Here is a 12,643-nt window from a genome sequence, read left to right as displayed (position 1 = left end):
TTAAGTGGTTTAATATGCAAAAATTCAGTAAAAGAACCCGGCACTAAGACCCGACGGTGATTTCTTCCACTTCCGCTTTTCCAGCCCCGCGCCAGGCAGTGACTTCTAACTCAACCTTATAAACGGTCGATCCCAACGGCGGACAGGTGACCGTGGTCGCCGGATTGATGCCACGAAACTTCGCACCAATAATCTCCATCACGCTTGCGACATCCTTCGGATCCTGAATATATACCCGGGAAAAAACCACATCGGAAAGCGTGGCATCGACCGCTGCCAGAGCCATCTCAATATTTGCAAAAACCTGGAGTGTCTGTTCAGTCACGTCGTCAGGAATTTCGTTGCTACGCGGATCCCGGCCGGCCGTATTGGAGACAAAAATCCAGTTATCGACAGCAACAATGCGGGAATAACTCCCCCGTTCTTCAAATTTTGAGCCGGTTTTTACTTTAGTAATTTGGGTCATTTTGTACCTGTAAGATCAGATTATTGGAGGTGAAGGCGTGACTTGTCCGGCACTCAGAAGAGTACAGGCGCATCCCACAGGTTGAGTTTGAGGCCGATCCCTTTTTCAAGCGCATTGCGATAGACAACGGTCCCCCAGGCCACATCCTCAACCGGCATACCGCCGACTGACATGATGATGATTTCGTCATCGCTTTGGCGACCCGGCGCATCGCCAGCAACAATCTTGCCGATGTCTTCCAACTGGTCAGCGGACAATTTCCCGGCCGCCAGCATGTCCATAAACCGCACGCCTATTACGGGGATGGTGTGATGGGCAGGTTTCGGGACCTCTTCATACCAGGCGTGATAAAGCCCGGTATTGTCGAGCACTTTACGCACATCGGGTTGCTCCATGCCTTCGTCAAGATTACACAGCGCTGGCATGGCGAGAAAAGCACCAGGCTTGACCCATTCGCGTTTTACCAACGGATAAGTTGCCGGATCGCCGACTTCCCCTGAGCTGCAATAGGTGACGATATCCGAATCACGCACCACCTGTTCAAGGCTATCGACGGCCTGGATGTTGGTGATCTGAGGAAAGGTATTTCTGGCCCAAACGATAAAGCTGTCGAGATTCTTCTGACCACGGCCTTTCACCTTGATGGTGTTTATCTGCGGGCAGACAGCCATAAACGCCGCCACAGTAGTTTTCCCCATAACGCCGGGCCCCAGCAACCCGATCACCTGTGCATCGCGACGTGCTAAATGGCGGGCACCGACGCCGGGTACAGCCCCCGTGCGGTAGGCTGACAACAAATTTGCCGACATATACGCCAGGGGCGCCCCAGTATCCGCATCGTTTAGCGTAAACATCAGAATGGATCGTGGTAACCCCTTCTGCCGGTTGGCGATATTAGAGCCATACCATTTCATACCTGCAGTGCAGAAATCGCCGCCGAGGTAGGCGGGCATCGCCATAAAGCGACGATCAGCTGTCGGTTTAGGCATATTGGGAAACGGCGAGTCGTTCGGAAAAGTCACCATTGCCCCATGTGAATCGTTGTTCGCTCCGGCCATGCGGTAATCTCCCTGGTATAGCAGAGCAAACATCTTTTCCATCGTGTCAACACAGGCAGTCATATCAGTTACACCAGCACGGATCATGTCCTGCTCGGAAAGATAGATAAAATCAATTTTAGCGGCGTCAGACATGCCAGTTACTCCGTCAATGGGTGGGTTACATTTTTGTTAATCATTTCGCGACACGATGAAAATTACGGGATGAGAAAACGGTTGTATTGAATATTTGCGACATCGTGAAAAAGAGATCGCCGGATATGGCATCCGAATTGCAAAGACAGGGAGTGTTCTTTGTTATGGCGGGGGGCTTATGTCCTGTACAAACATTATCAATCCGGAACAGCCGTGGTTTGTGCTCAGTGCAGCGAGACAATATTCGCTGATGAACGCTGAGAATTCGGCCATTTCCCATTTTTACAGTTTCGAGGTATCTCCGTCTGCCCCTCTGACCCTCGCGGTACCGGATGGTTGCGTAGATATTGTCTTTGACTGCGATACCATTCATCCCATGGCGCGGGTATGCGGAACCACCCTTGAAGCACGCAGCGCAAAGTTAATCCCAAACCACCGCTATTTCGGTGTGCGCTTTGCCCCTGGTGTCATTCCGGATTTTCTCGATGTCATGGCAGAAGATCTGACCGACCGCGAGTTTAATTTTCTGGACGTGGTTCCGGACGCACGTCCGGCCTGCGAGCAAATCCTGCGCACTGAGCTATTTGCACAGCAAATCACCTTGTTTAATAACTATTTTACGCCGAGACTGGCACGCAAAACGTCAACGGTGACTGCTTCAATTATTCGCACAATCCTGCAACAGAAAGGCAATTTCCGTGTCGGGCAACTGGAGGCATTAACTGGCTATACCTGTCGTACCATCCAGAGACAGTTTCGCCAGGATACCGGTATGTCACCGAAGGCATTTGGCCGCATCATGCGCTGCCAGTCTGCCCTGAACAGCTTACATCAGGGTGCCAGCGTCTCGTTTTCCGAACTGGCACTGAATTTGGGTTTCAGTGATCAGTCACATTTCCTGCGTGAATTCAAAAAACTGATCAGTACCACCCCGCTTGATTTCCAGCGCCGTATGCTTCTTGCTGCCCATGCCGAGCGCATTAGTTACCATTAGGTTATTTTCAAGTTAACAGAAGGTGGCACTAAAAAAGTGCATATGTTGCACTATATGACTGTCCGATTTGTTCTATCCCACGCTGGCGCCGCTGGGAAATGATGCTGTCCTATATCCACTTACAAATAGGGCGCTGGCGATGAGTAACATTAATGGGTTAAGAAAAAACTCCCTGGGTTTATTTTCTCTGGTCTTCTTTGTCGTTGCCGCTGCCTCCCCCCTGACTGGGGTCATTGGTGGGTTGCCTGTGGCAATTTTTACGGGGAATGGCGGCGGTGTTCCGGCCGTCTATATTATGGCCTGCATTATTCTGATGCTCTTTTCTGTGGGCTACATAGCGATGAGCCGCTATGTAAATGACGCCGGAGCTTTCTATACCTATATATCAAAAGGCCTGGGAGAAAACTGGGGTGCCTCTGCGTCAGTACTGGCCTTGATTGCCTATCTCTCTATTCAGATAGCCATAATTTCCATGCTCGGCTTCTTTAGCCAGGAGTTCCTTGCACAGCATCTTGCGCTACATATTCCCTGGTGGGCACTCAGTATGCTGTTTACCATTATTGCCTGGATTTTCGGTATTAAACGGGTAGAAGTCGGGGGGAAACTGTTGGGAGTGCTGATGATCGCGGAGGTGGCAATTGTGCTGTTGACGGACGTCAGTTTGCTGATAAAAAAGCCGGGGCCACTGAACTTCAGTTCATTTGATCCGGCCGTGTTTAGTCACGGCAATCTCGGTATTGCGTTTATTTTTTGTATCGCTTCATTTATCGGCTTTGAGTCAACGGCGATTTATGCCGAAGAGTGTCGTGATCCGCATAAAACCGTGCCGCGCGCCACCCTCTGCGCACTGCTGATGATTACCGTTTTCTTTGGCTTTACCAGTTGGTCGCTGGTGCAAGCCTATAGTTTTGATCAGATTGTGGAGATTGCCCGTAAAGACCCTGGAAACTTCATTTTTGATATTACCCGCGAATATGTCGGTCAGTGGGCCGTTGAAACCATGTCCGTGCTGCTGATCACCAGTCTGTTTGCTGCTGCACTGGCATTTCATAACAATATTTCGCGTTATATCTTCAGCATCAGCCGTGATGGCCTGATCTGGAAAGAACTGTGCCAAACTCACCCGGCCAACGGAACGCCGCACAAGGCCAGCCATGCCCATAGTGTGATTCTACTATTGCTGCTGATGGGAATGGGCGGCACCAATATGGATCCGTTAGTCCAGATTTTCGCCTTCGGCTCCGCGATTGCGACCTTGTCGATCCTGATACTTCAGGTAGGGGTCTCTGCTGCCGTTATCCGGTTTTTCCGGCGTGTTGGCAAACACAACCACAGCGCGTGGCAAGTGCTATGGGCACCAATGGGCGCACTCATTACCATGTCGGTTACCATTATCATGGCGATCAACAATCTGCAGCTACTCACTGGTGGCGGTGATGCAAAGCTGGTGGAATTTATTCCCTGGTTTCTTGTTGTTTGTGCCGGTGCTGGTTACCTGTTATCGGCGAGGCGTAAGATGCATGCAGTGAAGTCAAAATGATTTATCTCTTCATTGCACCCGGCTTGTAAAATATCAGGCATACTCACGGTCAGCGTTATTGTTCGTTTCTCTTTTATAACGCTGCCCTCGTTTTTACTTCTACCCGTAGCGCTTCCCGTTACGTCAGCGACGTCTATTTCCCGGGAAAATAAACAGGCCCCCCCTGACCTCCCTTCCGCCGAATACTGTGATCTGGATCTCTCGTCCCCCCATAATGTGAAGCCGCTCACGCGTGCGGGCACACCCTTTAAAGCGGGGAGGATTTCACTGCCCTTTCACATCCCGTCACCTGCGGGTAAGGCCGGCAGACCAGCATCATTTTGTTCTTCGGTTCAAAGCCATGATCAATCATGCAGCGTTGGGCTTTTGCTGTGCGTCCAATGCTGGCGACCGCCAGATTCGACCCGAGCGGTTTTGGATAACCGCAGGCGTACATCACCGGCAGCGCCTCCCGATCATTGGCAACTTGCGTCGACAATCCTCCCCCTGGCGCGCCCACCTTACGCCAGGTGACTTGCATATCCTCATACCGGCTGGAATCCGGTTTAATCGGATAGAATCCTTCATCAGCTTCAAACGGCAGCGCTTCGAGCTGGGACTGACTGAGCGGATGTCCCTGTTTTTTTTCAACGCAGGCGGGAAGTTTTCCCATCACCTCACAAAAATCAAACCCGTCCTTACGTGTAAAACCCAAACGCTGCATACAAAGGAATTGCAGTGCCTGTTCATTTCTGGGCAAGTTATTCAGTGTATAGCCGACCGGATCACCACATTGTGTCATCGCGGCTTTTACCCCCTCTTCCGTCGTAGAAGGACGTTCCCATTGAGTGAATTCAGCTGCGGGAGGACAGCCGGTAAGCAAAAATACCGCGATAACCAGGGCAGGAAAGGCAACCCGCTGTGCTTTACTGAACATAGTGGTCCTTACTTATTCATAATCATACGTGTGAATAGTCATGAGTGCGGCGTTGAAAAATACCATTTTTAAGCGTACATTGAGTTGTACAACCGGGTTGTACATTTCATTGAGGTGATAACGATGCAAGCGATAAATTTTACAACGGCCCGAAATGAGCTGGCAGCCGTCCTTGATGGCGTGACCGGCGGTGAACCTATCATGATCACACGCCGGTCGGCAAAACCTGTCATTATCATTGATGCTGAGCAGTATGAAAAAATGCAAAAAATACAGGCGGAATCGGATTTTGATTGGTTGTTTACTGAACATGGCCAAACGCTTGAAGCACTTAAAAACCGATGATTTATTTTCTTTCCAGTAAAGACATCATCAGTATTCACGAACGTATGATTGCCGCCTACGGAGGTCTTGCAGGGTATGCCGATCCTGGCCGGATAGACAGTATGGCAACCCGAATTTTGAACCGCCATATTTATGAAGGCGAGAATGATATATACGTTCTGGCTGCTGCATACCTGCTGGCCATAGCGCGGGGACATTGTTTCAATGACGCAAATAAAAGAACGGCATTTGCATCAACAGTTTTGTTCCTGCGCCGTAATGGGATCTCTCTTCGGTTTTCTCCAGACCATGAAGAACTGACTGTCGCTGCAGCGCAGGGGAGTCTGGATGTGTGGCACATTGCTGAAACCCTGAAACAGTCGATCTGAAAATCAATTCTCCTCTTTAACTGCTCTATGCAGAAAAATCCTAAACGTGTTATCTGACGCTCATCTCCTTTCCTTGTTTATGGTTAATCCCCTTTTCTTTTTCTAGGCTTAGTGAGCTCAACCCATATTTCATCGATTTGAATGAGGAAACTTTATGTTTAAGCATATCAAACAGCTGCAATATACGGTTCGTGTTGCCGGGCCGAATCCTGGTCTGGCCAATCTTTTACTCGAGCAATTTGGCGGTCCGCAGGGAGAGCTGGCGGCAGCGTGCCGCTATTTCACCCAGGGGATCGGAGAAGACGACGCGGGCAGGAAGGATCTTTTACTCGATATAGCCACCGAAGAGCTGAGCCATCTGGAAATTATCGGTACCATTGTGGGTATGCTGAACAAAGGCGCAAAAGGTGAACTGGCTGAAGGAACCGAAAAAGAAGCAGAGCTTTATCGCTCTCTCACCGGCGGAGGGAATGACAGCCATATTACGTCTCTGCTGTATGGCGGTGGCCCGGCACTGGTGAACTCCGCAGGCGTTCCATGGAGTGCCGCTTACATTGACACCATCGGCGAACCTACGGCTGATCTGCGTTCAAATATTGCTGCCGAAGCCCGCGCAAAAATCGTGTATGAACGCTTAATCAATGTGACAGACGATCCGGGAATTAAAGACGCGCTGAGTTTTCTGATGACGCGTGAAGTTGCGCATCAGCAGTCCTTTGAAAAAGCCTTGTATGCGATCCAGGATAATTTCCCGCCGGGTAAATTACCGCCGCTGCCACAATTCTCTCAGGTTTATTACAACATGTCCGAAGGGGGCACTGTCCGCGGCAGCTGGAATTCTGACAAGACGTTCGAGTACGTTGACCAGCCGCAACCTGCCGTTGATGGCGGAACGGGTGAAGCCTCGGTCAGTCTGGATGCAGCACAGCAGTCCCAACTGGATGCCATGAAAGCACGCACCACGTCTGATCCGTCGATAAACCCGGTCACGGGCGCTGAGCTGGGTTCCACCGGTCCGATTGAAAACACTAAGCCAGATATCATCAAGCCTAAAACCTGACCTTCATGATCAGCGCCTGGATCCGCAGGCGCTGATAAACGACGTCAGAAATAAAATAGCAGGAGGGGATTTATGCCTTTAGTTGTGGTTACCGGAGGGACTGCGGGTGTGGGGAGAGCCACAGCATTATGCTTTGCGCAGCATGGTTATGACGTGGCTGTCATTGCCCGCAGCCAGAAAGGTCTCACAGCAACAATCAAAGAAATAGAATCTGCAGGCGTTCGGGATGAGTGCAGATGTTGCCGATACGCGTCAGATGGAAGAGGCTGCGACTCAGATTGTCAACGCCCTGGGGCCTGTGAATGTCTGGATCAACGCCGCCATGTGTACGGTCATCTCCCCTTTTGCTGAAATGAGCCCATCAGAATATCAACGTGTCACAGATGTGACATATCACGGTGTCATTAATGGCACGCGGGAGGCGTTAAAAATTATGTCATCTCAAAACGTCGGGCATATTATTCAAATTGGCTCAGCCCTGGCGTATCGATCTGTTCCCCTGCAATCTGCCTATTGTGGTGCGAAAGCCGCTATACGGGGATTTACTGACGCACTGCGTTCAGAGCTTATTCATTCCAGGTCAAATATCAGGCTGACGATGGTTCATCTTCCTGCCGTCAATACGCCGCAGTTTGAATGGTCGCGTAATAAGCTGCCCCGTGCCACCCGCCCGGTGGCACCTGTTTATCAACCGGAAGCGATAGCAGAGGCCGTGTATAAAGCTTCTCTTTTAGCCCCACGGGAATTATGGGTCGGGCTATCCACTGTCCAGTCCATTATTGGCAATATCTTCGTCCCCGGATGGCTGGATAAGCTGATGTCCAAAAAGGCATGGGATGGACAAATGCAGGCTGAACTTCAGCCGATAAATGCAGCAGATAATCTCTATATTCCCGTTGAAGGTCATCACAGAAGCAAGGGAAATTTCAATAGTGAAGCGAAGGATAAGGTTATTGCCATCGATCCCGCCCGGTCGGGGAAAGTGGCACTGACAATGCTGAGCGCAATTACCTGTGCCATATTATGGCGGAAAAGATTCAGGAAACATTAATTCAGCCGTGCTCGCGTGATATTTATCCGTCTATGTGTTTGACCGAAAACCAGCGGTAGCCATAACCATTGACCGGAAACCGGGCCGAAGCTTTCAACATGCCTGACCTGGCATATTCTTTGTCGGCCAGCAACTCGGTGAGCATCATAGTTTCTGGCTCGTTGAGTTCAACCTGCACTTTTTTATCGCTTAAATTTGTCATCATCAGCAAAGCCTCCCCGTCGTAGTCATAACGAATGGCAAACAGGGAGGGTATTTTCAGGTCAATGATCCTGTAAGTTCCGGACCCTATTTCTTTGCATCCCAGCCGCGTGCGCGTCATTTTGCTGACCAGATGCAGCAGTGAATGGTCTTCAATTTGTGATTTGCTGACATTCACCCGCCAATAACGGCCGGGTCCTCTGACATTCACTGGCGCGATCAAGTTATCGCGGTCAGCTTGAGAAAAGCCGGCATTCCGGGTGGTGTCCCACTGCATCGGCGTTCTGATGGCATTGCGTTCGTTCAGCGACAGATTTTCACTCATACCAATTTCATCACCATAGCGAATAACAGGTGTGCCCGGTAATGAAAATAACACCGAATATGCCATAGCGATTCTCGCGATATCATTCTCAAACATCGAAGCCAGCCGCCGCCTCAGTCCCCGCTGATAAATTTGCATATTCTCTGCAGGACCAAATTCTTTTATCACATCACGCCGCTCTGCCGGGCTTAAATCCCCAAGGTCCAGTTCATCATGATTACGTAACCAGTGAGTCAGACACGCCCTTGAGGGTGGCGCGGGGATCTCTTTCAAAGCCTTCACCAAAGGTCGGGCATCTTTATGGGCGAAGGATAGAAACATATGCTTATTTATAGAAAAGCTCAGTAGCATATGCAGGCGATCGTTATTGCCAAAATAGTCGTTATAGTGTTGTGGCGGAACATCAACTTCCCCCAACAAAATAGTTTCGGGATGGCGGACTGCGATAAAATCACGTAAATGATTCAGTAAGCTGAGACCCTTTTTGACATCCCCTTTTCCGGCTTGTTTGATCATGTGTGAAGCGGCATCAAGCCTGAACCCCGAAACCCCCAGCCGTAGCCAGTACATGATCACCCGTTCAATTTCATTTATCAGATCGGGACAAGCCAGGTTTAAATCCGGCTCATCGTGATAAAACATATGGCGATAATACTGCTGCGCCTCCTCATCCCAGCTCCAGACGCTCTTCTCTACCCCGGGAAACATCGGGGGATCGTCATTTTCAGGAGGCTCATCTGCCCAGATATAATAATTCCGGTACGGCGAGTGACGATCTTTTCGGGCTTCCTGAAACCATCGATGTTCGCTTGATGTGTGCTGTAAAACTAATTCAACGATCACCCGCAGTCCCATTTCTTCTGCCTGTTCAAGCAGCATCACCATATCGGCGATATCACCAAAACGCGGATCTACCGTGAGGTGATCCTTTACGTCGTATCCGTCATCTCTGAAAGGGGTCAGATAAAAAGGTGTCAGCCAAAGTGCATTGGCCCCCAGGCCACGAATGTAATCAAGGTGTTTGAGTATCCCGCTGATATCACCAATTCCGTCGTTGTTGGCATCAAAAAAATAAGCGGTATCCACCTGATAAATAATGGCCTTCTTATACCAGTCACTGTTCATCGCTTCACTCTCTGTTTTAAATGATATCCCGAACCGTTCTTTGAATAACTTTAGCGGTAAATAATGATGCCGCCATAGCAATTTCAGTCGCCCGGCTGATCATGGTGGTATGCGAGAAAATATCGGGATTAACCAGCCCCAGTCCCCATTGGCCACAGGCAATACCGACGACTAAATAAAGACCGAACATAGGTACAGGCGTTCTGTTTAACCAGCCCGTCAGCATCGACATAATAAGCAGAAGAATGCCAGTCGCAGTCATCCAGCCCAAAAAATTCATCTCCAGCCTCCCGCGCTGACCTATAGGTTATGTATTTAAAAAAATAGAGACTCCGAGGGAAATTTCATAGGGTTAATCTCTATTTTGACCCCTCTGTATCTTAAGTTAGTAAATACTTAAAGTTATGCATTAATATTATTTAATGAGTTGGATTAAATAAGATAAATCTTATCGAAGGAGTCGATTTTTATGTCCATTATATTATTAATATAACATACTGAGCCATGCTTTAAAAAAGCTGATACAAGGAAGTGTCATACACAAATATATTCATACAGAGATTAACCATACAAATAATCGGTCATGCGAACTGGTATTATTTTTGATTTGACGAGTTATAAATTTTTTATTAAGAAATCAGCCTTTGATCCCTGCCTTTTTATTTTGCTTAATCTTTTTCTGTCTTTCCAGTCAACTTATACCGCCCCCACAATTATGATGAATCAAAAGCGACAGAAGAAAAACGATCACATTCGCAGGGAAATTGACGGGCAACAGCCGTTAGGACCCTCTTTAAGCCTTCATCATGTAAAGGAGAACCGCAATGGATGAGACGCTCTTAAATGCGGCGAAAAGAGCCGTTCAGTCACTGAAGAAGAGAAACCTTACCCTGTCGAGCGCCGAATCCTGCACGGCAGGCATGATCAGTATGGCATTGTGCGCCGCCTCAGACGATGGCGTACCCTATGCAAGCGGCTTTATTACCTATGATGACCGGGCCAAGAATCAGCTTCTTCATGTCAGTGCCGACACCCTGACAAAATTTACCGCCGTCAGCGCCGAGACTGTAAAAGAAATGGCGCAAGGCGCTTGCGAAGTGGCGGGTACAGACACCGGCGTATCTGTCAGTGGCTACGCCGGGCCGGAAGGGGGAAAAGACGGGACACCGGCAGGCACCGTCTGGTTTGGCTGGTATTTAGGGCCGGGTAGTCAACAACAAGAGGTCAGACACTTCGACGGGGATTGTGAAGCGGTGATCCTGCAGGCCTCAATTTTCGCTCTGGAAAGGCTGGCATCTCAGGTGGAGGAATTGCCTGACAAGTTCAGTAAGTGAACGGGCGATAAATAGCAGATGATACGCAACGAGCCCCGAAATCGGGGCTCGATGTTACCAACGTCATCTTCAGCTTCAGCGTTTCGCTTCTGCGTCCGGGTCTTCTTCACGGGATAAAAATTGTTTGGTGAGATCAGGCATATGTTCCGCTAACCACTTAGCCATCTCTTCTTCCTGAATTTTAATTTCCCGGAACACGCGGGCACCTTCGAGATCGCCAACATGTTCAGCCGCCGCAATCAGGGCACTGTAGGAGGCAATTTCAAAATGTTCAAAGACGTAACCGCTGATCCCGCCCTTGATGACTTCGTCGCTGGCAAACATACCGCCAAAGGCCTGCCCCATCGCCGACATTTTACCGGCTGTATCTTTCAACACGGAGCGGGAGGTATCAAGGCTTTTTAAAACGCCTTCAACAAGTCGCTGCTGCCCCTGCGTTTCGGTAATATGCTGTTTGATCCTTTGCTGAAGAACCGGATAGTGCTCTAGCCGATCCGCCATTTTTGTTAACATCGTTTCGGCTTGTTGTTCCATGGCGTGAGCATCCCTCACCCAGTCAATGTAATTTTCATACGCTTCTGAAGTAGCCATATTAAACTCCTTATAAACAGAGGAATAAAACAATTATCCGAACGGTTGCCACTCAACCGGCGCTAGCCTTTTGAGGCCTGACCGGACTCCGCCAGTACAGTCAGTTTTTCATCTGTGCTTTTTTCTTCTTCCAACGTTTCATGCAGTAATTTAGCCGCATCGGTATAACCTAATTTTTTGGCCATCGCGACCAGAGTGCCGTAGGTAGCAATTTCATAGTGCTCCACTTTCTGAGCTGCACCAATCAAACCGGCGTCCAGGACTTCACCTTTCTCGACCGAGTCGATCAACTCCTGCGCTTCAGCCACAAGGCCTTCCAGGGCATGACATTTCATACGTTTTATACGCAGATCATCATTAGACTCCACAACCTGATCAAGCCGTTCAATTTGGCCCTGTGTTTCTTCGAGGTGAAGTTTAAAAGCTTCAGCCAGTTTGGGATCGGTCGCGGCCCGCGCCATTTTAGGTAACGCCTTGGTAATCTGGCGCTCAGCACTATAAACGTCAGATAAATCGTGAATAAAGAGATCTTTCAATGTTGTTATAGCCATATTTGCCTCGTCATTTTTGTCCAATATGAATGACTAATATTAGTACTTTTATTTATTAATATAATTATTTGGGATTTTTTTTAAATGAAAAATATAGCAAGCCACTTCATTATCCTGTAACAAAATCATAACTTCAGGAGTTAGAAAGAATTATTTAAACATGTCTGGCCTGCGATGCATTAAATACAGGTGAAATTTTTGACAGACCCGGAAATTATATTATCATTAGTCGTGAGCACATGCTCTTCAGGTAAGACATCATATATTGTTGTTTGTTATTTTTATTAAGGTATTAAGGGTGTTCTTACTGTAAAAAACTGTACTAATCCGATAGGAGGATATTATGGCCGAACATCGTGGTGGATCAGGTAATTTCGCAGAAGACCATGAAAAAGCATCAGAAGCCGGTAAAAAAGGCGGGCAAAAAAGCGGGGGTAACTTCGCTAATGACCGCGAACGTGCAAGTGAAGCCGGTAAAAAGGGTGGACAGCATAGCCATGATAATGATTAGTACTTAATCATGTAGGGCTATATTTTGTCCCACCCGGGCCTGCGGTGAATTCCGCAGGCCTTTTTAATTTGT

15 protein-coding genes and 1 pseudogene are annotated in these 12,643 nt (G+C 48.7%); 9 read left to right on the top strand and 7 right to left on the bottom strand.

The annotated features are described in order from the left end of the window. Window positions 1–43 precede the first annotated feature (43 nt). Window positions 44–466: a RidA family protein gene (locus RAHAQ2_RS24225; protein WP_014333849.1), complete on the bottom strand. Its 423-nt coding sequence runs from the start codon at window positions 464–466 to the stop codon at window positions 44–46. Between the two features lie 53 nt (window positions 467–519). After that, the gene (locus tag RAHAQ2_RS24220; RefSeq protein WP_014333848.1) at window positions 520–1,659 is read right to left on the bottom strand and encodes an ornithine cyclodeaminase family protein; all 1,140 of its coding nucleotides are present in this window, start codon (window positions 1,657–1,659) and stop codon (window positions 520–522) included. Window positions 1,660–1,837: 178 nt separating this feature from the next. Here RAHAQ2_RS24220 and RAHAQ2_RS24215 point away from each other — a divergent pair, with 178 nt between their 5' ends. Beyond that, a complete protein-coding gene (locus RAHAQ2_RS24215) occupies window positions 1,838–2,653 on the top strand; it encodes an AraC family transcriptional regulator (protein WP_014333847.1) in 816 nt (271 codons plus the stop codon). 139 nt (window positions 2,654–2,792) lie between these two features. Beyond that, window positions 2,793–4,193, top strand: a complete 1,401-nt coding sequence (locus tag RAHAQ2_RS24210) for an APC family permease (protein ID WP_014333846.1) — start codon at window positions 2,793–2,795, stop codon at window positions 4,191–4,193. Window positions 4,194–4,440: 247 nt separating this feature from the next. Here RAHAQ2_RS24210 and RAHAQ2_RS24205 read toward each other — a convergent pair whose 3' ends face one another. Then, a complete protein-coding gene (locus RAHAQ2_RS24205; protein WP_014333845.1) occupies window positions 4,441–5,109 on the bottom strand; it encodes a hypothetical protein in 669 nt (222 codons plus the stop codon). 123 nt (window positions 5,110–5,232) lie between these two features. On the opposite strand from RAHAQ2_RS24205, the gene RAHAQ2_RS24200 reads away from it, so the two are divergent. The 4 genes and pseudogenes from RAHAQ2_RS24200 (at window position 5,233) to RAHAQ2_RS24185 (ending at window position 7,933) form a co-directional block, all read left to right on the top strand. Beyond that, entirely contained in the window at window positions 5,233–5,454 is a 222-nt protein-coding gene (locus RAHAQ2_RS24200; protein WP_014333844.1) for a type II toxin-antitoxin system Phd/YefM family antitoxin, read from the top strand. Next, a complete protein-coding gene (locus RAHAQ2_RS24195) occupies window positions 5,451–5,822 on the top strand; it encodes a type II toxin-antitoxin system death-on-curing family toxin (protein ID WP_014333843.1) in 372 nt (123 codons plus the stop codon). The genes RAHAQ2_RS24200 and RAHAQ2_RS24195 overlap by 4 nt, the downstream gene beginning before the upstream one ends. 154 nt (window positions 5,823–5,976) lie before the next feature. After that, on the top strand, window positions 5,977–6,882 hold the full coding sequence (locus tag RAHAQ2_RS24190; RefSeq protein WP_014333842.1) for a manganese catalase family protein: 906 nt from the start codon (window positions 5,977–5,979) through the stop codon (window positions 6,880–6,882). 72 nt (window positions 6,883–6,954) lie between these two features. Next, window positions 6,955–7,933: pseudogene (locus RAHAQ2_RS24185) on the top strand (SDR family oxidoreductase). A 22-nt stretch (window positions 7,934–7,955) separates the two neighbouring features. Here RAHAQ2_RS24185 and RAHAQ2_RS24180 read toward each other — a convergent pair. Both RAHAQ2_RS24180 and RAHAQ2_RS24175 read right to left on the bottom strand, forming a co-directional pair. Beyond that, a complete protein-coding gene (locus tag RAHAQ2_RS24180; RefSeq protein ID WP_014333840.1) occupies window positions 7,956–9,584 on the bottom strand; it encodes an alpha-amylase family protein in 1,629 nt (542 codons plus the stop codon). Between the two features lie 16 nt (window positions 9,585–9,600). Continuing rightward, on the bottom strand, window positions 9,601–9,864 hold the full coding sequence (locus tag RAHAQ2_RS24175; RefSeq protein WP_014333839.1) for a hypothetical protein: 264 nt from the start codon (window positions 9,862–9,864) through the stop codon (window positions 9,601–9,603). 303 nt (window positions 9,865–10,167) lie between these two features. On the opposite strand from RAHAQ2_RS24175, the gene RAHAQ2_RS24170 reads away from it, so the two are divergent. Continuing rightward, a complete protein-coding gene (locus RAHAQ2_RS24170; protein WP_037041232.1) occupies window positions 10,168–10,416 on the top strand; it encodes a DUF1003 domain-containing protein in 249 nt (82 codons plus the stop codon). Further along, window positions 10,409–10,918: a CinA family protein gene (locus RAHAQ2_RS24165; RefSeq protein ID WP_014333838.1), complete on the top strand. Its 510-nt coding sequence runs from the start codon at window positions 10,409–10,411 to the stop codon at window positions 10,916–10,918. Before RAHAQ2_RS24170 ends, RAHAQ2_RS24165 begins: the two co-directional genes overlap by 8 nt. 75 nt (window positions 10,919–10,993) lie before the next feature. Here RAHAQ2_RS24165 and RAHAQ2_RS24160 read toward each other — a convergent pair whose 3' ends face one another. Both RAHAQ2_RS24160 and RAHAQ2_RS24155 read right to left on the bottom strand, forming a co-directional pair. Further along, the gene (locus tag RAHAQ2_RS24160) at window positions 10,994–11,509 is read right to left on the bottom strand and encodes a ferritin-like domain-containing protein (protein WP_014333837.1); all 516 of its coding nucleotides are present in this window, start codon (window positions 11,507–11,509) and stop codon (window positions 10,994–10,996) included. A 62-nt stretch (window positions 11,510–11,571) separates the two neighbouring features. Continuing rightward, a complete protein-coding gene (locus tag RAHAQ2_RS24155) occupies window positions 11,572–12,060 on the bottom strand; it encodes a YciE/YciF ferroxidase family protein (protein WP_014333836.1) in 489 nt (162 codons plus the stop codon). 343 nt (window positions 12,061–12,403) lie between these two features. Here RAHAQ2_RS24155 and RAHAQ2_RS24150 point away from each other — a divergent pair, with 343 nt between their 5' ends. Beyond that, window positions 12,404–12,571, top strand: a complete 168-nt coding sequence (locus RAHAQ2_RS24150; RefSeq protein ID WP_014333835.1) for a con-10 family general stress protein — start codon at window positions 12,404–12,406, stop codon at window positions 12,569–12,571. Window positions 12,572–12,643 lie beyond the last annotated feature (72 nt).

It is taken from the genome of Rahnella aquatilis CIP 78.65 = ATCC 33071, assembly GCF_000241955.1.
GTDB lineage: Bacteria > Pseudomonadota > Gammaproteobacteria > Enterobacterales > Enterobacteriaceae > Rahnella > Rahnella aquatilis.
Note: the sequence above shows the minus strand (reverse complement) of the source record. Positions and strands in the feature narration are given on the sequence as shown.